The sequence below is a fragment of the Streptomyces sp. NPDC001927 genome, from assembly GCF_053594455.1.
The window spans coordinates 24,142-49,745 of the sequence record NZ_JBSFEN010000009.1 but is presented as its reverse complement, the minus strand read 5'-3'; the positions used below and the strand labels follow the sequence as shown (position 1 = coordinate 49,745).

Annotated in this window: 26 protein-coding genes; 11 read left to right on the top strand and 15 right to left on the bottom strand. The window is 71.1% G+C overall.

Annotation, left to right across the window (positions count from 1 at the left end):
- The first annotated feature begins 3 nt into the window (after nucleotides 1–3).
- Entirely contained in the window at nucleotides 4–1,542 is a 1,539-nt protein-coding gene (locus ACWCO8_RS24275; protein ID WP_451034015.1) for an ABC transporter substrate-binding protein, read from the top strand.
- A 10-nt stretch (nucleotides 1,543–1,552) separates the two neighbouring features.
- On the opposite strand, the gene ACWCO8_RS24270 is transcribed toward ACWCO8_RS24275, so the two are convergent.
- The 8 genes from ACWCO8_RS24270 to hemL form a co-directional block, all read right to left on the bottom strand.
- Nucleotides 1,553–2,083 (bottom strand): SRPBCC domain-containing protein, encoded by a 531-nt coding sequence (locus ACWCO8_RS24270; RefSeq protein ID WP_451034014.1) that lies wholly within the window; start codon nucleotides 2,081–2,083, stop codon nucleotides 1,553–1,555.
- Nucleotides 2,084–2,130: 47 nt separating this feature from the next.
- Nucleotides 2,131–3,222 (bottom strand): c-type cytochrome biogenesis protein CcsB, encoded by a 1,092-nt coding sequence (gene ccsB / locus ACWCO8_RS24265; RefSeq protein ID WP_362017180.1) that lies wholly within the window; start codon nucleotides 3,220–3,222, stop codon nucleotides 2,131–2,133.
- An 11-nt stretch (nucleotides 3,223–3,233) separates the two neighbouring features.
- Nucleotides 3,234–4,991 carry a cytochrome c biogenesis protein ResB gene (gene resB, locus ACWCO8_RS24260; protein ID WP_451034013.1) on the bottom strand — a complete coding sequence of 586 codons (1,758 nt, stop codon included), beginning with the start codon at nucleotides 4,989–4,991 and terminating at the stop codon, nucleotides 3,234–3,236.
- A 3-nt stretch (nucleotides 4,992–4,994) separates the two neighbouring features.
- Nucleotides 4,995–5,732, bottom strand: coding sequence for a cytochrome c biogenesis CcdA family protein (locus tag ACWCO8_RS24255; protein ID WP_362017110.1), 738 nt, complete (start codon nucleotides 5,730–5,732; stop codon nucleotides 4,995–4,997).
- 4 nt (nucleotides 5,733–5,736) lie between these two features.
- Complete coding sequence (locus ACWCO8_RS24250) at nucleotides 5,737–6,342, bottom strand: TlpA family protein disulfide reductase (RefSeq protein ID WP_362017112.1); 606 nt, start codon at nucleotides 6,340–6,342, stop codon at nucleotides 5,737–5,739.
- Between the two features lie 95 nt (nucleotides 6,343–6,437).
- Complete coding sequence (locus ACWCO8_RS24245) at nucleotides 6,438–7,688, bottom strand: hypothetical protein (RefSeq protein ID WP_451034012.1); 1,251 nt, start codon at nucleotides 7,686–7,688, stop codon at nucleotides 6,438–6,440.
- A gap of 285 nt (nucleotides 7,689–7,973) precedes the next feature.
- The gene (locus tag ACWCO8_RS24240; RefSeq protein WP_451034011.1) at nucleotides 7,974–8,711 is read right to left on the bottom strand and encodes a histidine phosphatase family protein; all 738 of its coding nucleotides are present in this window, start codon (nucleotides 8,709–8,711) and stop codon (nucleotides 7,974–7,976) included.
- Entirely contained in the window at nucleotides 8,708–10,015 is a 1,308-nt protein-coding gene (gene hemL / locus ACWCO8_RS24235; protein ID WP_362017118.1) for a glutamate-1-semialdehyde 2,1-aminomutase, read from the bottom strand. The genes ACWCO8_RS24240 and hemL overlap by 4 nt, the downstream gene beginning before the upstream one ends.
- 268 nt (nucleotides 10,016–10,283) lie before the next feature.
- Here hemL and ACWCO8_RS24230 point away from each other — a divergent pair, with 268 nt between their 5' ends.
- Nucleotides 10,284–10,886: a hypothetical protein gene (locus ACWCO8_RS24230; RefSeq protein WP_362017120.1), complete on the top strand. Its 603-nt coding sequence runs from the start codon at nucleotides 10,284–10,286 to the stop codon at nucleotides 10,884–10,886.
- Between the two features lie 6 nt (nucleotides 10,887–10,892).
- Here ACWCO8_RS24230 and ACWCO8_RS24225 read toward each other — a convergent pair whose 3' ends face one another.
- Nucleotides 10,893–12,878: an APC family permease gene (locus tag ACWCO8_RS24225; RefSeq protein WP_451034010.1), complete on the bottom strand. Its 1,986-nt coding sequence runs from the start codon at nucleotides 12,876–12,878 to the stop codon at nucleotides 10,893–10,895.
- A gap of 79 nt (nucleotides 12,879–12,957) precedes the next feature.
- On the opposite strand from ACWCO8_RS24225, the gene ACWCO8_RS24220 reads away from it, so the two are divergent.
- The gene (locus ACWCO8_RS24220; protein WP_451034262.1) at nucleotides 12,958–13,344 is read left to right on the top strand and encodes a MerR family transcriptional regulator; all 387 of its coding nucleotides are present in this window, start codon (nucleotides 12,958–12,960) and stop codon (nucleotides 13,342–13,344) included.
- Between the two features lie 424 nt (nucleotides 13,345–13,768).
- Here ACWCO8_RS24220 and ACWCO8_RS24215 read toward each other — a convergent pair whose 3' ends face one another.
- The gene (locus tag ACWCO8_RS24215; RefSeq protein WP_451034009.1) at nucleotides 13,769–14,614 is read right to left on the bottom strand and encodes an ABC transporter substrate-binding protein; all 846 of its coding nucleotides are present in this window, start codon (nucleotides 14,612–14,614) and stop codon (nucleotides 13,769–13,771) included.
- Between the two features lie 343 nt (nucleotides 14,615–14,957).
- Here ACWCO8_RS24215 and ACWCO8_RS24210 point away from each other — a divergent pair, with 343 nt between their 5' ends.
- From ACWCO8_RS24210 to ACWCO8_RS24200, 3 genes are read left to right on the top strand one after another with little or no spacing between them, the layout of a single operon-like run.
- Complete coding sequence (locus ACWCO8_RS24210) at nucleotides 14,958–15,203, top strand: hypothetical protein (RefSeq protein ID WP_362017125.1); 246 nt, start codon at nucleotides 14,958–14,960, stop codon at nucleotides 15,201–15,203.
- Complete coding sequence (locus ACWCO8_RS24205) at nucleotides 15,200–16,063, top strand: AraC family transcriptional regulator (RefSeq protein WP_451034008.1); 864 nt, start codon at nucleotides 15,200–15,202, stop codon at nucleotides 16,061–16,063. The genes ACWCO8_RS24210 and ACWCO8_RS24205 overlap by 4 nt, the downstream gene beginning before the upstream one ends.
- Nucleotides 16,064–16,077: 14 nt before the next feature.
- Entirely contained in the window at nucleotides 16,078–16,680 is a 603-nt protein-coding gene (locus ACWCO8_RS24200; protein ID WP_451034007.1) for a GNAT family N-acetyltransferase, read from the top strand.
- 7 nt (nucleotides 16,681–16,687) lie between these two features.
- Here the strand turns inward: ACWCO8_RS24200 and ACWCO8_RS24195 are convergent, their stop codons facing one another.
- On the bottom strand, nucleotides 16,688–17,131 hold the full coding sequence (locus ACWCO8_RS24195; RefSeq protein WP_451034006.1) for a GNAT family N-acetyltransferase: 444 nt from the start codon (nucleotides 17,129–17,131) through the stop codon (nucleotides 16,688–16,690).
- A gap of 133 nt (nucleotides 17,132–17,264) precedes the next feature.
- Here ACWCO8_RS24195 and ACWCO8_RS24190 point away from each other — a divergent pair, with 133 nt between their 5' ends.
- Both ACWCO8_RS24190 and ACWCO8_RS24185 read left to right on the top strand, forming a co-directional pair.
- A complete protein-coding gene (locus ACWCO8_RS24190) occupies nucleotides 17,265–18,170 on the top strand; it encodes an NmrA family NAD(P)-binding protein (protein WP_451034005.1) in 906 nt (301 codons plus the stop codon).
- 132 nt (nucleotides 18,171–18,302) lie between these two features.
- Nucleotides 18,303–19,040: a Mut7-C RNAse domain-containing protein gene (locus ACWCO8_RS24185; RefSeq protein WP_451034004.1), complete on the top strand. Its 738-nt coding sequence runs from the start codon at nucleotides 18,303–18,305 to the stop codon at nucleotides 19,038–19,040.
- Between the two features lie 39 nt (nucleotides 19,041–19,079).
- Here the strand turns inward: ACWCO8_RS24185 and ACWCO8_RS24180 are convergent, their stop codons facing one another.
- Both ACWCO8_RS24180 and ACWCO8_RS24175 read right to left on the bottom strand, forming a co-directional pair.
- Nucleotides 19,080–19,565 carry a MarR family winged helix-turn-helix transcriptional regulator gene (locus ACWCO8_RS24180; RefSeq protein ID WP_451034003.1) on the bottom strand — a complete coding sequence of 162 codons (486 nt, stop codon included), beginning with the start codon at nucleotides 19,563–19,565 and terminating at the stop codon, nucleotides 19,080–19,082.
- A 92-nt stretch (nucleotides 19,566–19,657) separates the two neighbouring features.
- A complete protein-coding gene (locus ACWCO8_RS24175) occupies nucleotides 19,658–20,218 on the bottom strand; it encodes a TetR/AcrR family transcriptional regulator (protein WP_362017137.1) in 561 nt (186 codons plus the stop codon).
- 127 nt (nucleotides 20,219–20,345) lie between these two features.
- Between ACWCO8_RS24175 and ACWCO8_RS24170 the strand changes: the two genes are divergently transcribed.
- Nucleotides 20,346–21,773 carry an FAD-dependent monooxygenase gene (locus ACWCO8_RS24170; RefSeq protein ID WP_451034002.1) on the top strand — a complete coding sequence of 476 codons (1,428 nt, stop codon included), beginning with the start codon at nucleotides 20,346–20,348 and terminating at the stop codon, nucleotides 21,771–21,773.
- Nucleotides 21,774–21,811: 38 nt separating this feature from the next.
- Here the strand turns inward: ACWCO8_RS24170 and ACWCO8_RS24165 are convergent, their stop codons facing one another.
- Nucleotides 21,812–22,279 carry a hypothetical protein gene (locus ACWCO8_RS24165; protein WP_451034001.1) on the bottom strand — a complete coding sequence of 156 codons (468 nt, stop codon included), beginning with the start codon at nucleotides 22,277–22,279 and terminating at the stop codon, nucleotides 21,812–21,814.
- A gap of 160 nt (nucleotides 22,280–22,439) precedes the next feature.
- Between ACWCO8_RS24165 and ACWCO8_RS24160 the strand changes: the two genes are divergently transcribed.
- Nucleotides 22,440–23,204, top strand: a complete 765-nt coding sequence (locus tag ACWCO8_RS24160; RefSeq protein ID WP_362017184.1) for an SDR family NAD(P)-dependent oxidoreductase — start codon at nucleotides 22,440–22,442, stop codon at nucleotides 23,202–23,204.
- Nucleotides 23,205–23,362: 158 nt separating this feature from the next.
- Here the strand turns inward: ACWCO8_RS24160 and ACWCO8_RS24155 are convergent, their stop codons facing one another.
- Nucleotides 23,363–24,556 carry an RtcB family protein gene (locus ACWCO8_RS24155; RefSeq protein ID WP_362017142.1) on the bottom strand — a complete coding sequence of 398 codons (1,194 nt, stop codon included), beginning with the start codon at nucleotides 24,554–24,556 and terminating at the stop codon, nucleotides 23,363–23,365.
- 173 nt (nucleotides 24,557–24,729) lie between these two features.
- Here ACWCO8_RS24155 and ACWCO8_RS24150 point away from each other — a divergent pair, with 173 nt between their 5' ends.
- Nucleotides 24,730–25,596, top strand: coding sequence for a DUF3558 domain-containing protein (locus tag ACWCO8_RS24150; RefSeq protein WP_451034000.1), 867 nt, complete (start codon nucleotides 24,730–24,732; stop codon nucleotides 25,594–25,596).
- Nucleotides 25,597–25,604: the final 8 nt, after the last annotated feature.

Below are 25,604 nucleotides of genomic sequence, written 5' to 3'. Positions count from 1 at the left end.
GCCATGGTCAGCCGGCTGCGCGCCCGCTTCTGGTACACCGCCCGTCAGAAGATCCTCACCGGCGTGGTCGCCGTGGCCGTCGTCGGCTCCGTCGCCGGGTACGCCGTCGACCGCGCCCTGACCCCGGAGGACCGTTCCTGCGCCGCGGGCGTGGAGCGGCCGGAGGGCAGCTCGGAGTGCGTCGGCGTCAATGGCGACGGGTACGACTTCGGCGTCCCGACGCTCACCGAGATCGCCGGCCTCATCCGCACCGAGAACCGCACGCTCAAGTCCGGCGAGTACGCGACGGTCGCCCTGCTGCTGCCGCTGACCTCCACCGACTCCGGCATGCGGGAGAAGATGCTGTACGAGGTCGCGGGTGCGTACGCCCGCCAGTACCGGGCCAACCACGAGTCGAACAGCGAGACCCCGAAGATCCGGCTCGTCCTCGCCAACACGGGCAAGGGCAACGCCCATTGGAGTACGACGGTCGAGCGGCTGAAGGGGATGACCGGCGGGGAGGACCGGCTGCGGGCGGTCTCCGGGGTCGCGACCTCCTCCACCGAGATACGGCAGGCGGTGGCGGCGCTGACCGGCGCGGGCATCGCCGTCGTCGGCACGACCATCACCGCCGACGACATCGCCAACGGCGCGGGCGCCGGGAAGAACCGTTACCCCGGCCTCGCCCGGGTCTCCCCCACCAACGGCGACGAGGCCAAGGCACTCGCCCACTTCGGCAAGGTCGAGGGGGCGAAGGCGCTGCTCGTCCAGGACACCCGGACCGGCGACCACTACACGGACACCCTGAAGGCGGCGTTCTCCGCCTCGCTCAAGGGCGCGCCGTACGAGCCGCAGCTCTTCACCTCGCCGCCGGACCCGACGGAGGAGGGCACGACCGCGAACACCTTCCGTCAGATCACGCACCTCATCTGCGACACGAGGGCGGAGACGGTCTTCTTCGCGGGCCGCCACACCCAGCTGCGCCAGTTCATCAACGCGCTCGGCGCGCGGGGCTGCGCCGAGCGGCCGTTCACGATCCTGACCGGCGACGAGGGCTCGTACCTGGGCGCGGACACCAAGCTCAACCGGTCCGCCCTGAAGGCGAAGCTGACCGTCCGCTACGCCTCCCTCGCCCACCCCGACGCCTGGAGGCCGGGCCCCGGCCGCGCGGTTCCGGCGACGGGCGGTTCGACGGCCGCGTACGAGACGTTCCTCGCGGACATCGCCCGCGCATCGAAGAAGCCGATCCCGCTGGCGGACGGCCAGGCGATCGTGGCGTACGACGCGATGGCGACGGCGGTCCACGCGATCCGCCAGGCGACCCCGCAGGGCGCCCAGTACCCGGAACCGGCGGACGTGGGCACGCAGTGGCCCCAAGTGAAGGGCTCGCTCCGGGTCGAGGGCGCGAGCGGCTGGATCTGCCTGGACAACTACGGCAACCCGTTCAACAAGGCGGTCCCGATCGTGGAGCTGTCGGAGGACGGCACCCAGAAGTTCGTCCAGATCGCCTGGCCGGAACGCACCCCACCAAAGGAGAACTGCCTCCCACCGAGGAAGGGGTGAGCGCGCGGTCCTACGGCTCCCACTTCGGCCAGGGTGCCTCGTCCCGCTCGTACAGGTCCCGTAGGTGCTGCCACCGCTCGGCGGTCCAGGTCCGCCAGTCCGTGGGGTCGCCGTTCAGCGCGCGGACGAGTCGCTCGAAGTGGTCGTGCCAGCCGGCCATGACGTCCAGCTTCTCGTCCCGCGTCGCCCGGAACTCGTTGGTGAAACGCAGCACGGTCGAGCCGCCGCCCCCGCCGGACGGTTCCAGGTGGAACCGGATCCGGCCGTGCGTCGGCTCGACCGTGTACTCCGCCACGTACTCCGGGTCCCAGGCCGTCACCGTCCCCGAGACCACCGTGTCCCCGTTCAGCCAGCGCAGCGTCACCTCGCCGCCGAGCCTCGGCTCCAGCGGATCCGCCGCGCAGAGCCACTGCGGCAGGCCCTCCGGCGTCGCGACCGCCGCCCACACCCGTACGGGCGGGTGGGGCAGATCGATCACGTACCGCAGGTGACGCAGGTTGCCGTCGTGGGTCTCGCAGCTGCCCCGGGGTATCTCGCTCATACCTCAAGCGTCCCGCCGGGGCAGGCGGCCTGCCAGCGCAGACCGGCTCAGACGCCCGCGTACGAGTGCTTGCTGTTCACGAAGATGTTCACGCCGTAGTAGTTGAAGAGGAAGCAACCGAAGGCGATGAGCGCGATGTACGCGGCCTTGCGGCCCTTCCAGCCGGCCGTGGCGCGGGCGTGCAGGTACGCCGCGTAGCCGACCCAGGTGATGAAGGACCAGACCTCCTTGGCGTCCCAGCCCCAGTAGCGGCCCCACGCGTCGCCGGCCCAGATCGCGCCCGCGATGATCGTGAACGTCCACAGCGGGAAGATCGCCGCGTTGACCCGGTACGAGAACTTGTCCAGGGAGGCCGCGGACGGCAGCCGCTCCAGGACGGAGCGGGCGAAGGAGCCCGGGTTGCCGCCGGTGGCGAGCTTGTTCTCGTACGAGTCGCGGAAGAGGTACAGGAGCGTGGCGACCGCGCCCAGGTAGAAGACGGCGCCGCAGAAGATCGCGGTGGAGACGTGGATCCACAGCCAGTACGAGTCGAGCGCCGGGACCAGCTGGTCGCTGTCGGTGTACAGCCAGGTGGTGGCCAGGCCGAGGTCGAGCAGGACGGTCGTCACCAGCGGCAGACCGATCCAGCGGACGTTCTTCTTCGCGACGAGGAAGCCGAGGTACGCGCCGACCGCCACGGTGGAGAACGTGGTGGAGAACTCGTACATGTTGCCCCAGGGGGCGCGCTGCACCGCGAGGGCCCGGGAGACCACGCCCGCCGCCTCGATCAGGAACGCGAGCGCGGTGAGCGAGACGGCGATACGGCCGTACAGGTCGCCCTTGACCGTGCCGCCGGCCGCGCCGGGGCCGTCGGGCACGTCGCGGACGCCCGCGCCGGACCGGGTGACGACCGTCGGCTTGTCGAGGACGGCGGTGGCGCCGCCGGCCTGCTTCACCTGGACGGCGGGGGCGGAGGCGGAAGCCGTCGCCTTCGCCCGGTCCGTCAGCGCGGCGGCCGTACGGCCGACCTTGCTGCGGCTGCCGAGCACCCACTCGGCGATGTGCGCGAGGAAGGCCAGGGTGTAGACGGCCATCGAGGAGTAGATGAGCGTGTTGCTCATCTGCGCCAGGCTCTCGTTGGTCTCGGCGGCGAGACTCACGACGGCGAGATTCACTTCTCAGCCCCTTCGGCTTCGGCAGGATCGGCTGCTACGGGATCAGCCGCGGGTTCCGCGGTTTCGGCGGGTTCGGCGTCCGCGGGATCAGCCGCGGTTTCCGGCGCGGAGGGCGCGGTCGGCGCCTGTGCGTGGAGCGCGGCCGCCAGTTCGGCCAGCTCCTCCGGGAGCTTGGCGGACTCGCTCCGGCCAAGACCCGCCATCTCGACGACGGTCACGCCGTCCTTCCCCCGTACGGCCCGCACCCAGACCCGGCGGCGCTGGATGAAGAGCGAGCCGGTCAGGCCCGCGATCGCCGCGACCGCGCCCGCGAGGGCGAGGCCGTTGCCCGGCTGCTGGGAGATCTGGAAGCTCGCCCACTCCTTGATGTCCTTCTCGAAGGTGATCGAGCCGGCACCGTCGGGCAGGGTCATCGTCTCGCCGGGCAGCATGCGCTGCGCGACGCCGGTCCCCGACTCGACCTTGAACTGCTTCATCTTGGACGTGTCGAGCTGGTACACGTTCTGCGGCAGCCCCGAGTTGACGCGCAGGTCGCCGTGGTAGCCGGTGAGGGCCATCACGGGGAACTCGAGCGCCGGGAACTGGGAGAACATGTCGCCCTTGCCGGCGCCCGCGAACGTCGGGACGAAGAAGGCCTGGAAGCCCAGCTGCTCCTTCTTGCCGTTCTTGTCGCGGTAGCCGTCCATCACCTTGATCGCGCCGGTCGAGGTGATGTTGTTGTCGAACGGCAGCAGCGGGACGGCGCCGTGGAAGACGACCTTGCCGCGGCCGTCCTTGACGGTGACGACGGGCGCGTACCCGTGGGCGATCAGATAGACCTTGGAGCCGCCGACCTTCAGCGGCTCGTTGACCCGGATGATCGCCTTCTTGTCCTTGCCGCCCGCCTCGGAGTACGTGACGGCGGCCTCGAAGGTGCGCGGGGTGCCGCGCTGCGGGCCGTTCTTCTCGTACGTACCGGTGAAGGTGTCCAGCTGGAAGCTGAACGGGGCGAGGTCGTCGGTGCTGTAGAGCGAGCCGGACTTGAAGTCGTCGTACTGGGTGAGGGTGTTGGCGAAGCCGTCGCCCTCGATGATCAGCTTGCCGCCCTCGGACTTGAAGAGCTGGCCCCAGGCGAAGGCGACCAGCATCACGATCAGGGCGATGTGGAAGAGCAGGTTCCCCGTCTCGCGGAGGTAGCCCTTCTCGGCGGCGACGGCGTCCTTGACGGTGTGCGCGCGGAACCGGCGGCCCTTGAGGAGCGTGAGCGCGGCCTCGCGGACCTGCTCGGGCTCGGCCTCGGTCCGCCACGTCGTGTACGCGGGGAGCCGGGTGAGGCGGCCGGGGGCGCCGGGCGGGCGGCCGCGGAGCTGGCCGACGAACTGCCAGCTGCGCGGGACGATGCAGCCGATGAGGGAGACGAACAGCAGTATGTAGATCGCGGAGAACCACACCGAGCTGTAGACGTCGAAGAGCTGGAGCTTCTCGTAGATCGGCGTCAGCGTCGGGTGGGCGTCCTTGAAGGTCTGCGCCTTCAGCTCGTCCACGTTGGTCTGCGGGATGAGGGAGCCGGGGATCGCGCCGAGGGAGAGCAGGAAGAGCAGGATCAGCGCCACCCGCATGGAGGTGAGCTGCCGCCAGAACCAGCGGATCCAGCCGATGACCCCGAGGGTGGGGCCGGCGACGGCGGTCTCCTCCTGCGGGGCGGTGGAGAGCTGGGAGCCCGCCACGGTCAGGTCGTCGCGTGCTTCGGTCTCGTTCGGGCTGGTGTGGGTCATGGATCAGATCCCCGGGGTAAAGCCGGCAGTCCAGACCTGCATCTCGGACACGATGCGATCCCAGGCTCCGGTGACGAGCAGCAGGCCGGTCGCGATCAGCATGATGCCGCCGACGCGCATGACCCAGACATAATGCCGCTTCACCCAGCCGAAGGCGCCAAGGGCCCGGCGGAAGGCGATCGCGGTGAGGATGAACGGCAGGCCGAGGCCCAGGCAGTAGGCCACGGTGAGGACGGCCCCGCGCCCGGCGCTGGCCTCGTTGGAGGCGAGGGCGAGGACGGCGGCGAGGGTCGGGCCGATGCAGGGCACCCAGCCGACGCCGAACAGCACGCCCAGCATGGGCGCGCCGAGGAGTCCGGTCACGGGCCGCTTGTGGAAGCGGAACTCGCGCCTCGTGATCGAGGGCATCGCGCCCATGAAGAAGAGGCCGAGCAGGATGGTCAGGGCGCCGAGGACCTTGGAGATGATCTCGCGGTGTTCCTGCAGGGTGTTGCCGAAGCCGCCGAAGAGCGCGCCGCCGGAGACGAAGACGGCGGTGAAGCCCAGGACGAAGAGCGCGGCCCCGCCCGCCATCCGGCCGCGCTTGGCCTCGGCCAGGTCGGTGCCGGTGACGCCGGTCACGTAACTGAGGTAGCCGGGGACGAGCGGCAGGACGCACGGGGAGAAGAAGGAGACCAGGCCGCCGAGGACGGCGATGGGCAGGGCGAGCAGGAGAGCCCCGCTGAAGACCGTCTCGTTCACCGGATCACTTCTCCGCGAGAAGCGGCTCGATCATCGAGCGGAGCTTCTTCTCGTCGAGGGCCATGAGGGCGCGGGCGGCGATCTTGCCGTCCTTGTCGAGGACGACGGTGGACGGAATGGCCTGGAGGTTGAGCGTGCCCTTGGGGAATCCGTTGAGGATCACCTTGCCGGCCGGGTCGTACAGGCTCGGGTAGGGGACTCCGTAGTCCTCTTCGAAGGTGATCGCCTGCTGCTTGTTGAAGTCGCGGGTGTTGAGGCCGACGAATTCCACGCCCTTGGCCTTGAGCTCCTTCGAGACCTTGGCGAAGTGCGGGGCCTCGGCGCGGCAGGGGCCGCACCACGATCCCCAGGCGTTGAGGACGACGACCTTGCCCTTGAGGTCGGCGACGTCGAGCTTCTCGCCTTCGAGGGTCTCGCCCGCGATCTTGTTGGGTGCCGTGCGCTCGCCCTTGGCGACGGTGGAGATACCGCCCGTGTTGGTCACGAAGTTGGTTCCGCCGCCGCCTCCCGACTTGCCGTTGGAGTCCGAGCTGCAGGCCGACAGAGCGAGGGCGGCCGACAGGGCTCCGACGGCGAGCAGGGTGCGTCGAGGGGCGCGGCTAAGGCTCATGTGAAAAGTTTCGCATGGGCGTTTGGGGGATCTTGGGCGCCCCCCTGGGTGCCCGTAAAGCCCCTTGTCAAGGGGGCTTAAGGGACGTACGAGGGCTAAGCGGCCTTGAGGAACGTGCTCCAGCCGCCGGTGGGCGACTGGCCGACTTCGAGCGTACGGAGCTTGGCGAGGATCTTCGGGTCCTGCACGTCCAGCCAGTCCACGAACTGGCGGAAGGAGACGAGCCGTACGTCCTTCTTGCCGGCCATGCCCTTGAGCGACTCCTCGACGGCGTCCATGTAGATGCCGCCGTTCCACTGCTCGAAGTGGTTGCCGATGAAGAAGGGCGCGCGGTTGGACTCGTAGGCGCGGTTGAACCCGGCGAGGTACGCCTCGGTGGCCTGCTTGCGCCAGCCCGGGTAGCGCGAGGGCATGCCCTTGGTGGTGTTCTTCGACTGGTTGGCGAGCATGTTGTAGTCCATGGACAGGACCTCGAAGGAGTGGCCGGGGAACGGCACGGCCTGCAGCGGAAGGTCCCAGATGCCCTGGCGCTTGTCCGGCCACATCTGGCGGCCACCGGGCGAGCTGGCGTCGTAGCGCCAGCCGAGGCGCTTGGCCGTGGGCAGCAGCTTGTCCTGGCCGAGGAGGCAGGGGGTGCGGCCGCCGACGAGTTCCTTGCCGTAGTCGAAGGGCAGCGGGTCGAGGTCGGTCCAGCCGCTGTTGGTCTTCCACTCGGTGACGAACTTCGTCGCCTGGTCGATCTCGCTCTGCCACTGGGCGGGGGTCCAGTTGCCGACCGAGCCGGAGCCGCCGCAGAAGTGGCCGTTGAAGTGCGTGCCGATCTCGTGGCCGTCGAGCCAGGCCTGGCGGACGTTCTTGAGGGTGTCCTTGATGTGGTCGTCGGTGAGGTAGCCGATGTCGGAGGCGCCGACGCGGTTGTTCGGCGGGCGGTAGAGGTCCTTCTTGGACTCCGGGAGGAGGTAGATCCCGGAGAGGAAGAAGGTCATCGCGGCGTCGTGGTTCTTGGCGAGTTCCAGGAAGCGCGGGAAGAGACCGTTGCCGACCTCGCCCGCACCGTCCCAGGAGAAGATCACGAACTGGGGCGGGGTCTGGCCGGGTTCGAGCGGGACGGGGGCGTCGGGCTGGTTCGGCTGCTTTCCGGTGTCCGCGGTGGAACCGTCACCGATGAGTTTCACCTCTGGACCGGTGGGCTTGGCGGGGCTCGGCGACCCCGAGGCGTCGCCACCCTTACCGGGTCCGGAAGTTCCCGATTTGTCCGATCCGTTGGTGCTGCAACCGGCGATCCCGATCGCTGCGGCCGCGCCAACGCCTGCCCCGATGAGGCCCCTTCGAGTGATCCCGCGCATGACGTCCCCATTCGCGTTTACGTATGACCGAACGGTCATCCAAACCGACAATGAGTGAGATGCCGGGAGGAACACGGAGGTTCCGGGAATTAGCACAAAAATTTCAAGGCGACCAGATGACTTCACGTCATCCGATCGCCTTGACGGTGTACCCGGATTTGCGGGACTCGAACTAAGTACCTAGGGGTCGACCCGCTAGGGGCGCGGGGAACTGCGCGACCAGCCACGACGGACCGGCACGTGCGCACCGACCCTTGTGGCTCTTACCGGTCTTCCCGCGGAGCGCTACGCCCCGAAGGCCTTCGACTTCCCCTTCACCGGCTTCGCGCCCGCGAGCAGGTGCGCGGGGACGAGGTCACGCGCCGGCTCGCTGTAGCCGACCGAGACGATCTTGTCGCCCCGGTACGTGAACGAGGTCAACGAGGCCAGCGTGCACTGGCGGCGCCGCGGGTCGTGCCACAGCCGCCGCTTCTCCACGAAGCTCCGCACGATCCAGATCGGCAGCTGGTGGCTGACGAGGACCGCCTCGTGCCCGCGCGCCGCGTCCTTCGCCGCGTCGAGCGCGCCCATCATCCGGACGACCTGCTCGACGTACGGCTCGCCCCAGGACGGCTTGAACGGGTTGGTGAGGTGCTTCCAGTTGCCCGGCTTGCGCAGGGCCCCGTCGCCGACGCCGAAGGTCTTGCCCTCGAAGACGTTCCCGGCCTCGATCAGCCGCCCGTCCGTGGCCAGGTCCAGGCCGTGGCTCTTGGCGACCGGCTGCGCCGTCTCCTGCGCCCGCTCCAGCGGGGAGGCCACGACGTGCGTGATGTCCCGGTCGGCCAGGTGCTCGGCTACCCGGTCGGCCATCTGCCGGCCGAGCTCGGAGAGGTGGTAGCCGGAGCGGCGGCCGTACAGGACGCCGTCGGGGTTGTGCACCTCGCCGTGGCGCACCAGGTGGACGACGGTGATCTCGTCGTGCACGCCGTCGCCGTTGCTGCCGCTGCTGCTGTCGCCGCTCGGAAGGCTCCCGCTGACGCTCATGCGGTGGCCTCCGCTGCGGCGCGCGCGGCGGCGGGCAGCGCGGCGGCGATCCGCTCGACCGCGCGCTCGTCGTGGGCCGTCGACACGAACCAGGACTCGAAGGCGGACGGCGGCAGGTAGACGCCGTCGGCCAGCATCGAGTGGAAGAAGGCGTTGAAGCGGAACGCTTCCTGCTTCTTCGCGTCGTCGTAGTTGCGGACCTCGGTGGCCGTGAAGAAGACGGAGAACATGTTGGAGGCGGTCTGCAGCCGGTGCGCGACGCCCTCCTTGGCGAGCGCGTCGGTGACGAGCCCCTGGATCTCCGTCGAGACCGCGTCGACCTTGTCGTACGCGGCCTGGTCGAGCAGCCGCAGCTGCGCGAGGCCCGCGGCGGTGGCGATCGGGTTACCGGAGAGGGTGCCCGCCTGGTAGACCGGGCCGGCCGGGGCGAGGTGCCCCATCACGTCGGCGCGGCCGCCGAAGGCTGCGGCGGGGAAGCCGCCGCCCATGACCTTGCCGAAGGTCATCAGGTCGGGCTTCACGCCGTCGACGCCGTACCAGCCGGCGCGCGAGGTCCGGAAGCCGGTCATGACCTCGTCGGAGATGTACAGGGCGCCGTTCTTCGCGCAGGCGTCCTTCAGGCCCTGGTTGAAGCCGGGCCGCGGCGGGACGACGCCCATGTTGCCGGGCGAGGCCTCGGTGATGACGCAGGCGATCTCGCCCGGGTACTTGTGGAAGGCCTCGTGCACGGCCTCCAGGTCGTTGTACGGCAGGACGATCGTGTCGCCGGCCTGCGCGCCGGTCACGCCGGGCGTGTCGGGCAGGCCGAAGGTGGCCACACCGGAGCCGGCGGCGGCGAGCAGCGCGTCCACGTGACCGTGGTAGCAGCCGGCGAACTTCACGACCTTCGCCCGGCCGGTGAAGCCCCGGGCGAGCCGGATCGCCGACATCGTGGCCTCCGTACCGGAGGAAACCAGCCGAACCTGCTCGACGGGCTCGATCCGGCCGACGATCTCCTCGGCGAGGGCGACCTCACCCTCGCCGGGCGTACCGAAGGAGGTCCCGCGGGAGACGGCGGCCTGCACGGCGGCGGTGACCTCGGGGTGGGAGTGGCCGAGAATCATCGGCCCCCACGAGCAGACGAGGTCGACATACTCACGGCCGTCCGCGTCGGTGAGGTACGGGCCGGTACCGGACACCATGAACCGGGGCGTACCGCCCACGGCTCGGAAGGCGCGCACCGGTGAGTTCACGCCGCCGGGCGTCACGAGGGACGCGCGGTCGAAAAGCGTCTGTGAGACTGGGGCTTCGTATGAATACGGCACTGTGGTCCTGACCTGCGAGTACGGCTGCGAGTACGGAGGGAGGGTGTGAGCACTCCTTGACGTGCCCCGTGCATTACGCCGGGGCGTAGATCCTCCGCGTCTGCGAAACTGGGGCGTCAAAGGGATGACTCACGGAATCCATGGTGTCAGAGGGCCGGACGTTCTTGCGGACAGGTGTTTCACCGCGAGAGCGTGGGGGAGGTCACTGTCACGTTGATCGGGTCGCACGACCGGGGTCGTGTTGCCGAAAAAGCAGTCGGGTGGAGATATGCATCGCGGTGGCGGACTGGGTGAGGGGACGGACGATCTGGGTCCGGAGCCTGCCCGTCGGGGGAGGCACCGGCGACGGCGTACGGAAGAGCCCGCGCAGTCCCCAGGCCCCACGGGCGGACCGGGGTCGACGGAGCACACGACGGGAAGCGGGAGTGGCCGGTTGGGGGTGACGTACAAGTACTTCGGTGCGCCCGACGGTGCCACGGCGGCCCGCGTCCCGATCTCGATGCGCCCCGAGGAGTTGGGCGGCGACGAGCTCGGCATGGGTGGCATGTTCACCAAGATCAAGCCCGAGACGATAGCCGCGATGGTCCTCACGGGCATCCAGGGCATGCCCCTGCACAAGGTGCCCCCGCTGGAACTGGTGGTCCTCCACCCCGACTACGCCGTGGTGAAGCTGCCCATGACCGTGGTCGACCCGCTGCGCGGCATCGGCGAGGAGTCGGTGGGCGCGGCGGCCTTCATCTGGTCCACGGTCCCGGACCGCGGCGGCCCGCGCGACGCGTTCAACGTCTACCAGCTGCTGCACGAGTGGCAGGACTTCTCCCACCGCCTGCACGAGGCGGGCCACCAGCCGTACTGCCTGGTCTGGCCGTAGTAGGTCTTACTTGCCTTCTCTGTCACGCTCGGCGGCCGCTTGGGCCCGCTCGGCGGCCTTGGCCCGCTCGGCGGCCAGCTCGCGGGCGGAGGCGAGGCGGTAGGGGACGTCGATGACGACGACGTTCTTCATGAACAGCAGCCGGGTCTTGAGCCGCAGGGCGCTCTGATTGTGCAGGGGCTGCTCCCACCAGTGCCCGACGACGTACTCGGGGATGACGACCGACACCACCGAGTCCTCCGTCCGCTCGGGCGCGTCCCTGATGTGCCGCAGGACCGGCTGGACGATGGAGCGGTACGGAGAGCTGAGCACCCGCAGCGGTACGTCGATGCCGTGGGCCTCCCAGGTGGCGCGGAGGACCTCGGCCTCGGCCGGGTCCTCGGCGACGGTGACCGCCGTCAGTGAGGCGGGGCGCAGGGTCTTGGCGTAGGACAGGGCCCGCAGGCTCGGCGCGTTGATGGAGGCCACGAGGACCATCACGTGGTTCCCGGAGAGCGGGCGGGGGCGGGCGCCGGGCGGGACGGCGACCTCGGCGGCGACGGCCTCGTAGTGCCGGCGCACGCCCTTCATGCCGGCGAAGAGGACGGGCATGGCGAGGACGACGATCCAGGCACCGTGCGTGAACTTGGTGATGAGCACGATGACGAGGACGACGGCGGTGAGGCAGGCGCCGAAGGCGTTGATGGCGAGGCGGCGCAGGATGTGGACCCGGTTCGCCGCGCCCGCCGGGGTGGCGAGTTCTCGCCGCCAGTGCTTGACCATGCCCGCCTGGGACAGGGTGAAGGAGACGAAGACGCCGATGATGTAGAGCTGGATGAGCCGGGTGAGGTTGGCGTCGAAGGCGACGATCAGGGCGATGGCGGCCAGCGAGAGCAGCAGGACGCCGTTGGAGTAGACGAGCCGGTCGCCGCGGTGGAAGAGCTGGCGGGGCGCGTAGCGGTCGCGGCCGAGGACGGAGGCGAGCATGGGGAAGCCGTTGAAGGCGGTGTTGGCCGCCATGATCAGGACGGCGGCGGTGACTGCCTGGAGTAGGTAGAAGAGGAAGTGCCAGCTGCCGAAGGTGGCGCGGCCGATCTGGGCGAGCGCGGTCGGCATGGCGGTGCCGGGGGCGAGCCCGAGTTCGGTGGGGTCCTCGGCGACGTGCACCTCGTAGATCATCGCGAGGGTGGTGATGCCGAAGAACATGGTCACGGCGAAGCCGCCCATGATCGCGAGGGTGGTGGCGGCGTTGCGGCTCTTGGGCTTCTCGAAGGCGGGTACGCCGTTGCTGATGGCCTCGACGCCGGTCAGGGCCGTACAGCCGGAGGCGAAGGCGCGCATGGCGAGGAGCACGAGCGCGAGTCCGGCGTAGGTGGATTCGGCGTTCACGGGCAGGTCGGCGGATTCGGCGCGGATGGTCGCGCCGGTGGCCATCCGGACGGCGGCGACGGCGAACATCAGGTAGATGGTGGCGATGAACGCGTACGTGGGGATGGCGAAGTAGCGCCCGGACTCACGAACACCCCGCAGATTGAGCCACGCGAGGACCGCCACGAAGGTGACGGACAGAGCGACGGCGTACCCGTCGAGCGCGGGCACGGCGGAGGTGATGGCCGCGACGCCGGAGACGATCGAGACGGCGACGGTCATGACGTAGTCGATGAGCAGGGCGCTGGCGGCGGTGAGCGCGGCGGTCTGGCCGAGGTTCTCGGCGGAGACGACATAGGCCCCGCCGCCGCCGGGGTAGGCGTAGCAGGTCTGCCGGTAGGACGCGACGACGACGAGCAGCAGGATGACGATCGCGACCGCCGCGTACCAGGCCAGATGGAGCACGGCGAGCCCGCCGAGGGCGAGGATCAGCAGGATCTCCTCGGTGGCGTACGCGACGGAGGAGAGCGGGTCGCTGCAGAAGATCGGTAGAGCGAGCCGCTTGGGCAGCAGGGTCTCGCCGAGCCGGCCGCTGTCCAATGGCCGTCCGACGAGCAGGCGTTTCGCCGCACTTCCAGCTCTCATAAGTGCTGAAGTTAGGACAAATGACTTCTGGGTGCGCGGAAGCCGCGCGGGAAGGACGGGTGCCGTGAGCAGACTGCGCATGGCCGGCGAACCCATGCAGATCGGGGAGGTCGCCGCGCGGACGGAACTGTCCCTGCGGACGATCCGCCAGTACGAGGACAGCGGCCTCGTCGTCCCCTCCGCCGCGTCCCAGGGCGGCTTCCCGCTCTACACGGACGCGGACGTGGACCGCTTGATGGTGATCCGCCGGATGAAGCCCCTGGGCTTCACCATCGAAGAGACCCGCGACCTCCTGGAAGCGGTAGCCCGCCTCACCGACCCCACCCTCACCCCCACCGACCGCACCACCCTCCTCACCCGAATCCACCACTACGAACAAGCGGCAACGCAACGAGTGGCCGAACTCCGCGCCCAACTGGCGAGAGCGGAGGAATTCGCGGGGTCGCTGCGGGCGCGGTTGGGGTAGGCCGTTCTCACACCCCGCGGTTGTGGGCAATCGTCCCGCAGGGCGGGACGGGTGGGCACAACCCACGGGGGCGGTACCCACCCATGCCCCTCGTCGGGGACCCGCAGGGGCGACACCCCGGCCGGGACGGCCCTCCCGCACCCCCGTTGAGGGGCCGACGCGCCTGCGGCATGCTCTGTGGGGCGGCCCACCCTCGCCCCCGCTGTGGGCGGCGTCCCGCGCCCCCGTTGTGGGCGCCGCGCTCTCGCGCCCCCCATTGTGGGCGCCGCGCTCTCGCGACCCCCGTTGTGGGCAATCGTCCCGCGGGGCGGGACGGGTGGGCACAACCCACGGGGGCGGTGCCCGTCCAGGGGCCGTTCGGCCCGGGCCCCGCACCCGGGGCCGTAAACCTGGCCGGGGCCGGGGCCGGGGCCAAGGCGAGGCCCTACGCTCGGAGCGCCTCCGCAAGCTCCAGGAAGAACGCTGCGTACGCCACCGCACTCGGCGGCGTCTCCGGATTCCAAGGCGCCACCCGCGCCCGCGCACCCGCACCCCCCACCGCCCCCGGCGGCCGCACCGCGTTCGCACGGCTGTCGTACAGCACGAGCCCCGGCTCCAAGGCGGCCACCCGCCCCCAGTCCCCCGTCAGCCAGTTCGCCCCGGGCCCCGGACCGGGATCCACCAACCGAACCCCCAACTCGGCAAGCCGCGCCAGTTCAGGCCACGCCTGCGGCCGAGCCAGGTGGACCTGATCGGGACCGGCCCCGGAAAGCGCGAGCACCCGCACGTCCACCCCCGCGGCCGCGGACCGCAGGACCGCCTCCGCGGAGGCCACGGGGTCAACAGAGCCGTCCACCCCGCCCCCACCCAACGCCACCGCCAACTCCCCGAACCGCCCGATGATCGCCGACAGCGCCCCCTCGTTCCCCACCGAAAGCGCCACCACCGGCACCCCCACCCGCTCCGCGACCCCCTCGTCCAGCGCGTACGCGCTCTTCCCGTCGTACGTGACGTCGACGATCAGATCCGGCCGCACACCCCCCAACCGCGCCTCGTCCAGCGCCCGCCCCGCCCCCAGGTACGGCACCCCGGCCGATTCCAGCCGACCCGCCTTGACCGCATCCAGGACGTCCCCGTCGTGCCCGGAGCCGTACACCGCGACCGGCGTCACCCCGAGGTCGAGCAGGGCCGCCCCCGCCCGTACATAGGCCGCCACCCTCACCGGCGCGCGTACGGCCTCCACCGCCGCACCCCTGTCGTCGGTGAACCCCCACGCCCTCGTCTCCGACATGCGGCTGCTCCCTCCCCGGCCTCCCCGGCCGAAACCCGCCATTCCGCCGTTCCCGCCAATGCCGCCACCTTGGGGCGCTTCACCGGCCCGCACAAGAGGGCCTCCGGCCCATCCGAAGCGGCACGGACCGGCCGGGACCACCGGCCGTCCGTCCGGGACCACCGGCCGGCCGCCCGTCCGAGACCACCGGCCGGGACCAAGGTCCCGGCCCCCCTGCCGAAAGTCCCCGGAATGGTGTTGACTGAACAGGTCGGGAGGAAGCAGCAGGAATCGTCAGTGCCGTGCGCGCGCGCCGTCTGCCAGGGCGCGTCACCGCAGGGCCCCTCGCTCCCCGGAGTCAGCCATGTCGTCCTTGCCGGGCCAGTTCTCGGACCCCCGTGTGATCACCCTCGTCGGGCTGCTCGCCGTGTCCACCGCCGTGTGGGTGGCGGTGAGCCTGCGCTCCCATGCCCGCCGCGCGCGGGCGGCCGCACCCCTGGAGCGGGTCTGGCACCCCCAGGAGACCGTGTCCCTGACCCCGGCCGAGGAGGACGCCTTCGGCCAGGTCGTCTCCCGCCTCACGGTGGGCTCGGCGGGCCGCCTGCGGTGAGCCCCGCGCCGCGCACCCCCGCCGCCGAAGGGCCCGGTCCGCGCCGCGACACCCGAGGCATCGTCGACGCCGCCGAACTCCTCGCCCGCGTCCGGTTCCGCCGCCACGACCCGGCACCGGAACTGCGCCCGTACCTGGAGCACTACTGGTTCATCGACTGGGAGCTCTCCGAGCCGTACGCGAGCCACGTCGTCCCCCACCCCTCGGTGAACGTGGTCTTCCAGCGCTACCGGGACGAGGACACGACCTTCGCGGAGGTCGCCGGGATCGGCCTCGAACTCTTCACGAAGAAGCTCACCGGCGTCGGCCGGGTCTGCGGCGTGCAGTTCCGGCCGGGCGGCTTCCGGCCCTTCGCCCCCGACCGGCCGGTGTCGGAGTGGACCGGCCGGCGCGTCCCGCTCGACACGGTGTTCACCGACGCCGACGCCGCCTCCGTCACGGCCGTCCTCGACCCGGAGACCGACCACGCGCGCGTGGCGGCGCTCGACGCCTTCCTGCTCGCCCACGGCCCGGCACCCGATCCGCAGGCCACCCAGGCCATGGAGCTGGTACAACTGGCCCGTACGGACCGGTCGATCCGCCGCGTCTCCGAACTGGCCCGCGCGGCGGGCCTGTCCAGCCGCTCGCTCCAACGGCTCTTCGCCCACCACGTTGGCGTGGGCCCGAAATGGGTCATCCTCCGCTACCGCATCCACGAGGCCCTGGAGCGCGCCGAGGCCACCGGGACCGAGGGCGCCCCGGACTGGGCCGGCCTCGCCGCCGAGCTGGGCTACAGCGATCAGGCCCATCTCGTACGGGACTTCACGGCCACGGTCGGCGTGCCACCCACCGCGTACGCCCGCCAGGTGTCGGACCCCTGACCTACAGTGCGGCCATGGACACGGACAAGGCCTCCCCCATACGCCTCGAAGCATGGTCCGAGGACGACCTGTGGCTGCTGCGCGCCATGAACGCCCCCGAGCTCATGGAGCACCTGGGCGGCCCCGAGACCGAGGAGGCCCTGCTCAAGCGGCACCGGCGCTACGTGGACCTGAGCGAGCGGCGGACGAACGCGGGGCTGATGTTCCGGATCATGCTGCTCCCCGAGGAGGTCGCGGTCGGCAGCATCGGCTTCTGGGAGCAGACCTGGGACGGGGAGCCCGTGTACGAGACGGGCTGGACGGTGCTGCCCGGCTACCAGGGCCGGGGCGTCGCGACGGCGGCCACGCGCGCGGTGGCCGAGCGCGCCCGCACCACGCGCGCCCGCCGCCACCTGCACGCGTTCCCGTCGACGGACAACGGACCGTCGAACGCGGTGTGCCGCAAGGCCGGTTTCGAGCTGCGCGGCGAGCGCGAGCTGGAGTACCCACCGGGCCACCCGCTGCGGTGCAACGACTGGCGCCTGGACCTGGAGGCGGACCGGGAGACGGACCGGGACGCGGACCGGGACGCGGACCGGGACGCGGACCTGGAGGCCGACCGGGAGGCTCTCGCCTGACGGTCCTCTAGCCCTCCTCGTTCGTGAGGTCCTTGGCGAAGTGGAAGGCGACGATGTCGAGGCGCTCGCGCAGGTAGAAGCGGTGGGCTCCGGTGCGGTGCGTGCCGGAGTCGAGGTTCAGCTCCCGGCAGCCCGCCTCGCGCGCGTGCCCCTCCAGGTGGGCCAGGAGCGCGTGGCCGACGCCGGTGGAGCGGGCGTCGGCTGCGGTCACCAGGTCGTCGACGTAGAGCTGGCGGATGGAGCTGGTGTTGTCGATGATCCGCCAGCCGGCGGCGCCCACGCAGGCACCGTCGTCCGCGTAGGCGGCGGTGAAGCGCAGCCCCTGGGCGTGGCCCCGCTCCTGCACCTCGTGGAAGAGCTGCGGCGTGAGGTGGGGGCGCAGCTCGCGCAGGACGGGGAGCAGGTCGGAGTCCAGGCGCGGGTCACCGGGCTCGAGGTCGACGATCTTCATGCCGGGGACGGTATCCCAGGGTTCTCCCGGCAGGGTTGATTCAGGGTTGACGGGACGGGGACCCTCGCGGATATTTATCTGCGTGACACAGATTCTTCCTTACACAGTCACCCTCACCGAAAGGACCCCTCCCATGACGGTCCTCGTCACCGGAAGCCGCGGCCGCGTGGCCTCGACCCTCCTCGGCCTGCTCCACAGCGCGGGCATCAAGGTCAGGGCCGCGTCCAAGAACCCCGCGGATCTCTCACCACCCGGCGGCACCGATACCGAAAGCGACAGCGACATCGCCGCCATCCCCGGCAGCGGCCACGGCATCGAGACCGTCCGCTGCGACCTCTCCGACCCGGCGGACTTCGACGCCGCGCTCGACGGCGTGGACTCGGTCTTCCTGTACGCGGAGCCCTCGCACATCGAGACCTTCCTCGCCCGGGCCTCCGCGGCCGGGGTCCGGCACATCGCCCTGCTGTCCTCCAGCTCGGTACTCGCACCGGAGGCGGCCGAGAACCCGATCGCCGCCTCGCACCTGGCCGTCGAGCGCGCCCTGGAGGCCGCCGCCGCCCGGGGCGACGTCGAAGCGACCCACCTCCAGCCGGGCGCGTTCGCGACCAACGCGCTGCAGTGGTCCTGGGCGATCAGGGCGGGGCACCCGGTGGAGCTGCCGTACCCGGGTTCGTACGGTGACCCGATCCATGAGCGGGACGTCGCCGAGGCCGCGTTCGCGGTCCTGACCGAACCCCGACTGCGCGGCTCCTCCTACCTGCTGACCGGCCCGGAGTCACTGACGTTCACCGAGCAGCTGGCGATACTCGCCGAGGCGACCGGCCGCCCCGCGCCCCACACGCCGATCACCCCGGAGCAGTGGAAGGCGTCCACCTCCGCCCATATCCCGGAGAGCTTCGCCGACGCCCTGCTCTCCTACTGGGCTTCGTACGACGGCCGGCCCGTCCCGCTGTCCCGGACCGTGGAGGAGCTGACCGGACACCCGGCGCGGACCTTCGCCCAGTGGGCCGCCGAACACGCGGAGGCCTTCCGCCCCTAGGGACGACCGCCTCCGGGGCGCCTCCGAGACCGCCGCCGGTGCCGCCGCGGTGCCGCCGCCCAGGCCGCGGCGGCGAGCGCGACCGGCCGAAATACCTGGCCGCGCCGCGGGCCCCGGTGACATCCTGTCCCCGTGAACGGACCGGAGATCCAGATCAGTTTCGCCCCCGGCCTGAGGCTCTTCGTCTCGGCGGAGCGGCGCGCGGGGCGCACCCCCGTGACCACGGACGGCGCCTCGACGCTCGGGCATGTCGTGGAGTCGCTGGGCGTGCCGCTGACCGAGGCCGGCCGGATCCTGGTCGACGGGCGCCCGGTGGAGGTGTCCCACATCCCGGCCGCCGGCGAGACGATCGAGGTCGAGGACGTCGAGCGCCCCCAGTCGGTGCCCGGCGCCCCGCTCCGGTTCCTCCTCGACGTCCATCTGGGCACGCTCGCCCGGCGGTTGCGGCTCCTCGGAGTCGACGCGGCGTACGAGAGCGAGGACATCGGCGACCCCGCGCTCGCGACGCTCTCCGCGCGGGAGCGGCGCGTGATGCTCTCCCGGGACCGGGGGCTGCTGCGCCGCCGGGAGCTGTGGGCGGGCGCCTATGTGTACAGCGACCAGCCCGACGACCAACTCCGAGACGTACTGGAGCGGTTCGCGCCGCCTCTGAAGCCCTGGACCCGCTGTACGGCCTGCAACGGGCCGCTGACGACCGCCGACAAGGACTCCGTGCGCGAGCGCCTGGAGCAAGGCACGGAGAAGACGTACGACGTCTTCGCCCGGTGCACGAAGTGCGAGCGCGTGTACTGGCGGGGCGCCCACCACGCCCGCCTGGAGGCGATCGTCACCGACGCCGTGCGCGAGTTCGGCGGCGCGGCGGCCCACTGACCGGAGCCGGGCCCCAAGCTCAGCCGCCCGGCCGCTCCGTCAGTCGAGGTCGCCCGTGCGCAACCGCTCGACCTGGGCGGCGCTGAGCTCCACCGTCCGCTTCATGTGGGCGATGAGCAGGGCGACTTCGGCGTCGCTGTACGCGTCGAACATGGTGCCCCAGGCGCCGTTGAGCCGCCGCCAGAACGCGCCCAGCTCCGCCATCCGCTCCGGCACGACGGTGACGAGCACCCGCCGCCGGTCCTCGGAGTCCCGCTCGCGCGTGAGGTAGCCGGCCCGCTCCAGACGGTCGACGAGCCGGGTCGCGGAGCCGGTGGTCAGCCCGGTCAGTTCGGCGATCCGGCCTGTGGTCACGGGGCCGGACTCCAGGGAGAGCAGGTTCAGGCACTGCACGTCGGTCGGGTGGAGCCGCAGATGATCGGCGACGGCCTGGTTGAAGAGCGCGTAGGCGGCCATGTAGCGGCGGGACTCGTCGTAGAGCTCGCTCATGAGGCCGTCGCGCCGGGCGGAATTCTTCTGCGGCATGCAGAAAGTGTACGAAGCAGACTCCCACGGGCGCTCGCCCCTGCGACGCCTCGGCGGCGCTGCAGGCACCTCGCCCCGCGGACACCCCGCCTCTACGGCTCCGGGGCCGTCAGGTAGCGCTGGACGGTCGGGCCCAGCCAGGCGACGATCTCGTCCGTGGACATCTCGACCGCGGGCGGCAGCCGCAGCACATAGCGGGTGAGGGCCATGCCGAGTATCTGCGAGGCGACCAGCGCGGCCCGTCGCGGCGCCTGCGCGGGGTCCGGGCAGACTCCCCGGGTGATCGGACCGAGCTGCGCCTCGAAGATCGCCTGCATGCGCTCGACGCCCGCCGGGTTGGTGACCCCGACTCGCAGGAGCGCGGTCAGGACGTCGTCACGCTCCCAGCGTTCGAGGAAGTGCGTGACCAGGACCGCGCCGATGTGCCGGGACGGCAGGGCGGCGAGTTCGGGCAGGTCCAGCTCGAAGTCGGACGCCGCGGTGAACAGCCCCTCCTTGCTGCCGTAGTAGCGCATCACCATCGACGGGTCGATTCCGGCGTCACGGGCGATGGCCCGGATGGTGGCGCGCTCGTAGCCGTCGGACGCGAAACGTTCGCGGGCGGCCTCGAGGATCGCGGCGCGGGTGGCGTCGGAGCGGCGGGCGGTCGTCATGCCAACAACTGTAGGCCAACAGGTGTTGACGCACCAGACCGGACGGCTCTACCGTTGCCAACAAGCGTTGACCAACAACCGTTGGCAAACGACCGTTGATGGCGCACGCACCCACCTGGAGGCAGCCATGAACCACCGCGACACCGACTCCCCCCACGCAGACTCCCCGCGCACGGACGCCGTCGACACGGACGTCCTCGTCGTCGGCGCGGGCCCCACCGGAATGCTCCTCGCCGGCGACCTCGCCGCCGCGGGCCTGCGCGTCACCCTCCTCGAACGCCGCCCCCAGGGCATCAGCAACATCACCCGGGCCTTCGCCGTGCACGCCCGCACCCTGGAGCAGCTCGACGCCCGCGGCCTCGCCGACGAGCTCGTCGCGACCGGCACCCCCATCACCCGGCTGCGGCTCTTCGGCCGCCCCGCGCTCGACCTGACCCGGCTCCCCTCCCGCTTCCCGTACCTCCTCGTCACCCCCCAGTACGAAGTCGAGCGGGTCCTCGAACGCCGCGCGCGATCCACAGGTGTGGACATCCGGTACGGCACGCGGCTGCGCGGACTCACCCAGGACGCCGACCGGGTCACCGTCGAGGCCACCGACCCCGACGGCACCCCGCTCACCCTCCACGCCCGCTATCTCGTCGGCACCGACGGCGCCCGCAGCGCCGTCCGGACAGCGCTCGGCCTGCCCTTCCCCGGCACGGCGGTGATCCGCTCCCTCGTCCTCGCCGACGTCCGCCTCGCCGAGGAACCCGAGGACCTGCTCCGCGTCAACGGAGTGGACGACGCCTTCGCCTTCATCGCCCCCTTCGGCGACGGCTGGTACCGCGTCATGGGCTGGAACCGCACCCGCCAGGTCCCCGACAGCGACCCCGTCGACCTCGACGAGGTCCGCGAGATCACCCGCCTCGCCTTCGGCACCGACTACGGCATGCACGACCCCCGCTGGATCTCCCGCTTCCACAGCGACGAACGCCAGGCACCCCGCTACCGCGTCGGTCGCGCCTTCCTCGCCGGCGACGCCGCCCACGTCCACTCCCCCGCCGGCGGCCAGGGCATGAACACCGGCCTCCAGGACGCCACCAACCTCTCCTGGAAGCTCGCCGCCGTCCTCCACGGCGACGCCCCCGACCCCGAGGCCCTCCTCGACAGCTACCAGGCCGAACGGCACCCCGTCGGCGCGGCGGTGCTCCGCAGCAGCGGCGCCATCGTCCGCCTCGCCATGGCCCGCGGCCCCCTCCTGCGCACCGCCCGCGCCCTCGCCGCGCAACTGCTCGGCAAGGTGCCCGCGGCCTCCGCCAAGGCGATGGGCATGATCAGCGGCGTCGGCATCGACTACGGCCGGGCCCACCGACGCGTCCCCGACCTGAAGCTGCGCGAGGGCAGGCTCTACGAACTGCTGCGGGCAGGCGAGTTCGTCCTCATCGCCCCCGAAGGCACCACACCCGACCTTCCGGCCGCCGCCCCCACCACACCGCCCCGCCTCGTCCGGGCCACCTGGACCGACCCCACCCGCACCACGACGCTCCTGGTCCGCCCCGACGGCTACACCTACTGACCACGCGGCCCAGAGACATCAGAAGGCGTCAGAGGACATCAGAAGACATACGGATCACCCGTGGCGAGCACGAGCACCCGATGCCGATCGTTTCGGGGGTTCCCGTCGACGGCCCCGTCCAGCCACATCGTGGAGATGTCGACGGTCACTTCGTCCGGGGACGCCGCCGTCCGCAGCTCCAGCGCCAGCTCCTCCGCCGCCCCCGCGGCCCGCAGCTCACCCGTCCGACAGACGACCACCCGGTCGCTCCCCCACAGGCAGGACGGCGGCAGCTCCTGCCCACCCGCCATCGGCTCGGAGAACGCCAGCCGCACCGTCGCCTGGGGCACGTCCGACGGCCCGTGGTTCTCACTGACCAGCCGGACCCCGATCCGCCACTCCCAGAGGGAGAGATGCCCATGATGAGCCAGATCGGCCTCATCCCCCACAGCACGGGCACCCGCACCACCACCCGTACCGACCACCATCACGCCCGCGAGAACCACACCGAGCAGAGCCTTGCGCATCGCACCCATAGTCAGAAGATACCGACGAATCGACACATTTTCTGACTATCCATCAGCCAGCGTGTCCGATGCCACCCCGCGGCCACCGACCTCCCCGACCGCCCCGACCTATCCTGACCACGCGATCGACACAATCGACCACATGCGCGAGGAGCACGTCATGACCGCCGCCGGTACCCCCATCGCCGTCGTCACCGGAGCGAGCGGCGGCATCGGCGCCGCCACGGCCAAGCAGCTCGCCGCCGCCGGATACCGCGTGGTCCTGACCGCCCGCCGAAAGGACCGCGTCGAGGCCCTCGCCGCCGAGATCGTCGAAGCGGGCCACCAGGCCACCGCCTACGCCCTCGACGTCACCGACCGCGCCGCCGTCGAGGAGTTCGCGACCGCGTTCCGCACCCTCGCCGTGCTCGTCAACAACGCGGGCGGCGCCCTCGGCGCCGACCCCGTCGCCACCGGCGACCCCGACGACTGGCGTCAGATGTACGAGGTCAACGTCATCGGCACGCTGAACGTCACCCAGGCCCTGCTCCCGGCCCTCACCGCGAGCGGCGACGGCACGGTCGTCGTCCTCTCCTCCACCGCCGGCCACTCCACCTACGAGGGCGGCGCGGGCTACGTCGCCGCCAAGAACGGCGCCCGCGTCCTCGCCGAGACCCTCCGCCTGGAGATCGTCGGCACCCCGGTCCGGGTCATCGAGATCGCCCCCGGCATGGTCAAGACGGACGAGTTCGCCACCACCCGCTTCCGCGGCGACACCGAGAAGGCCGCCAAGGTCTACGCGGGCGTGGCCGAGCCCCTCACGGCCGACGACGTCGCCGACACCATCACCTGGGCCTGCACCCGCCCCCCGCACGTCAACATCGACCTCCTCGTCGTCCGCCCCCGCGCCCAGGCCTCCAACACCAAGGTCCACCGCGAACTCTGACGACACCGGCCGGTCGCCGCGACGTGCGCGACGTGCGCGAGTGCCCGGCGCACGCGAAGTGCGCGACGGCGAGGACGTCCCCCGTCCCTCGCCGCCGCGCACTCAACGCCTCACCGCACACTCAACGCCTCGCCGCACACTCAGCCCTTCACGCGCACTCAGCCCTTCACGCAGATGACCTGCTTCAGCTTGGCGACGACCTCGACCAGGTCACGCTGCTGCTCCATGACCTTCTCGATCGGCTTGTACGCACCCGGGATCTCGTCCACGACACCGGAGTCCTTACGGCACTCCACGCCCCGCGTCTGCTCCTCCAGGTCCCGCGTCGAGAAGCGCCGCTTCGCCGCGGACCGGCTCATCTTCCGGCCGGCGCCGTGCGAGGCCGAGTTGAAGGAGGCGTCGTTGCCGAGCCCCTTCACGATGTACGAGCCCGTGCCCATGGACCCCGGGATGATCCCGAAGTCGCCGGAGCCGGCCCGGATCGCTCCCTTACGGGTGACAAGCAGGTCCATGCCCTCGTACCGCTCCTCCGCCACGTAGTTGTGGTGGCAGGAGATCACCGGGTCGAAGGTCACCTTCGCCTTGCGGAACTCCCGGCGCACGACCTCCTGGAAGAGCGCCATCATGACCGCGCGGTTGTACTTCGCGTACTCCTGCGCCCAGAAGAGATCGTTCCGGTACGCCGCCATCTGCGGGGTGTCCGCGACGAAGACGGCCAGGTCCCGGTCGACCAGACCCTGGTTGTGCGGCAGCTTCTGCGCCTCGCCGATGTGGTACTCGGCAAGCTCCTTGCCGATGTTCCGCGAACCGGAGTGCAGCATCAGCCAGACGGACCCCTCCTCATCGAGACAGAACTCGACGAAGTGGTTGCCGCTCCCGAGCGTTCCCATCTGCTTCTCGGCACGCTCGTGACGGAACTTGACCGATTCCGCGATCCCGTCGAACCGCGACCACAGGTCGTCCCACCCCTTCGTCCCGAACTGGTAGAGCCTCGTCGGATCCACCATGTCGCGGTGCATCCCACGCCCCACCGGAATCGCCTGCTCGATCTTCGACCGCAGTCGCGACAGGTCCCCCGGCAGGTCGTTCGCCGTCAGGGAGGTCTTCACCGCCGACATCCCGCAGCCGATGTCCACGCCCACGGCCGCCGGACACACCGCCCCTTGCATGGCGATCACCGAACCGACCGTGGCGCCCTTGCCGTAATGCACGTCCGGCATCACAGCGAGGCCCTTGATCCACGGAAGGGTGGCCGTGTTGTGGAGCTGGCGCATCGCGCCCTCGTCGATCATGGAAGGATCGGTCCACATCCGGATGGGCACCTTCGCACCCGGTACCTCTACATACGACATACTTCCTCGATTCCCCCAAAAAGCCTGATAACGCAAAAACCGGTTCCAAGGCCCGTACAGGTGACGACGGACCGGCATCAACGGCAGCGCGTGCGATAGACATTGTGTCCACCGACCGGTCTCCGGCGGCAAAGGGTTTTCGGGGAGTCCTCGGGAGAAGGGAGCCTGCGAGCGTGCAGCGACAGGCGTACGTACCCGGTCTGGCGGCGCTCTGCGCCGCGCTCGTCCTCGGGCTCACCGGATGCTCCGCCGGCAGCGGGGCGGGCACCGGCGCGGTCGACTCCAAGGCCGGCCCGGCCGCCCCCGCCGCGCCCCCCGGCCGCTACCGCACGCTCTTCGAGCCCTGCGGCGCGGTCCCGCAGAACACGCTCCGCGACCTGCTCCCCGGCGCCACCGAGCTCCCCGACGACGAGCGGGACGCCGCGTACCGCGGCACGGCCGCCGTCACGTACGACACCGACCGCAGGGTCGGCTGCAGCTGGAAGGCGGACACGCCCGACTCGATGCACCGGCTGCGGCTCGACATCGAGCGGGTGGTGTCGTACGACCCGGCCGTGAGCGACGACGATCGCGCGCAGGAGGTCTTCGCCGGCAAGCAGCTCGCCGCGGACCTCCCCCAGCCCCCGCCGCCCCCGACGGGCACCACCCCGAGCGGCACGGGCACCCCCGGCTCCACGGCGACCGGCACCCCGAGCGCCACGACGGCTCCCGGCACCCCCCAGGGCACGCCCTCAGGCACGCCCTCGGGCACCCCCACCGGCACCGCGCCCCCCACGCCCACCACCGCCCCCACCACCGGTCTGGAGCCCCGCGTCCTGCAGGGTCTCGGTCAGGTGGCGTTCCTCGACGACGCGCTCAGCGCGGGCGGCGCGAACGGCCGGCACCGCACGGTCAGCGTGGTGTTCCGCACATCCAACGTGATCGTGACGGTCGAGTACGTCGAGCAGACGACGGGTTCCGCGGAGGCCCCCGACAGCCAGGAACTGCAGGAAAAGGCCCGGAATCTGGCCCGGCTGCTCGCCGAGCGCCTGGAGGAGTAGCCGCGGGA

Coding starts and splice junctions, on each gene's coding strand:
- ACWCO8_RS24240 (WP_451034011.1), bottom strand. CDS start 8,711: ATGAGCGTCAGCGGGAGCCTTCCGAGCGGCGACAGCAGCAGCGGCAGC.
- ACWCO8_RS24250 (WP_362017112.1), bottom strand. CDS start 6,342: ATGAGCCTTAGCCGCGCCCCTCGACGCACCCTGCTCGCCGTCGGAGCC.
- ACWCO8_RS24200 (WP_451034007.1), top strand. CDS start 16,078: ATGGACACGGACAAGGCCTCCCCCATACGCCTCGAAGCATGGTCCGAG.
- ACWCO8_RS24275 (WP_451034015.1), top strand. CDS start 4: ATGGTCAGCCGGCTGCGCGCCCGCTTCTGGTACACCGCCCGTCAGAAG.
- ACWCO8_RS24155 (WP_362017142.1), bottom strand. CDS start 24,556: ATGTCGTATGTAGAGGTACCGGGTGCGAAGGTGCCCATCCGGATGTGG.
- ACWCO8_RS24190 (WP_451034005.1), top strand. CDS start 17,265: ATGACGGTCCTCGTCACCGGAAGCCGCGGCCGCGTGGCCTCGACCCTC.
- ACWCO8_RS24195 (WP_451034006.1), bottom strand. CDS start 17,131: ATGAAGATCGTCGACCTCGAGCCCGGTGACCCGCGCCTGGACTCCGAC.
- ACWCO8_RS24175 (WP_362017137.1), bottom strand. CDS start 20,218: ATGACGACCGCCCGCCGCTCCGACGCCACCCGCGCCGCGATCCTCGAG.
- ACWCO8_RS24245 (WP_451034012.1), bottom strand. CDS start 7,688: ATGCGCGGGATCACTCGAAGGGGCCTCATCGGGGCAGGCGTTGGCGCG.
- ACWCO8_RS24270 (WP_451034014.1), bottom strand. CDS start 2,083: ATGAGCGAGATACCCCGGGGCAGCTGCGAGACCCACGACGGCAACCTG.
- ACWCO8_RS24170 (WP_451034002.1), top strand. CDS start 20,346: ATGAACCACCGCGACACCGACTCCCCCCACGCAGACTCCCCGCGCACG.
- ACWCO8_RS24165 (WP_451034001.1), bottom strand. CDS start 22,279: ATGCGCAAGGCTCTGCTCGGTGTGGTTCTCGCGGGCGTGATGGTGGTC.
- ACWCO8_RS24210 (WP_362017125.1), top strand. CDS start 14,958: ATGTCGTCCTTGCCGGGCCAGTTCTCGGACCCCCGTGTGATCACCCTC.
- ACWCO8_RS24160 (WP_362017184.1), top strand. CDS start 22,440: ATGACCGCCGCCGGTACCCCCATCGCCGTCGTCACCGGAGCGAGCGGC.
- ACWCO8_RS24220 (WP_451034262.1), top strand. CDS start 12,958: ATGGCCGGCGAACCCATGCAGATCGGGGAGGTCGCCGCGCGGACGGAA.
- ACWCO8_RS24225 (WP_451034010.1), bottom strand. CDS start 12,878: ATGAGAGCTGGAAGTGCGGCGAAACGCCTGCTCGTCGGACGGCCATTG.
- resB (WP_451034013.1), bottom strand. CDS start 4,991: ATGACCCACACCAGCCCGAACGAGACCGAAGCACGCGACGACCTGACC.
- ACWCO8_RS24215 (WP_451034009.1), bottom strand. CDS start 14,614: ATGTCGGAGACGAGGGCGTGGGGGTTCACCGACGACAGGGGTGCGGCG.
- ACWCO8_RS24180 (WP_451034003.1), bottom strand. CDS start 19,565: ATGCCGCAGAAGAATTCCGCCCGGCGCGACGGCCTCATGAGCGAGCTC.
- ACWCO8_RS24230 (WP_362017120.1), top strand. CDS start 10,284: ATGCATCGCGGTGGCGGACTGGGTGAGGGGACGGACGATCTGGGTCCG.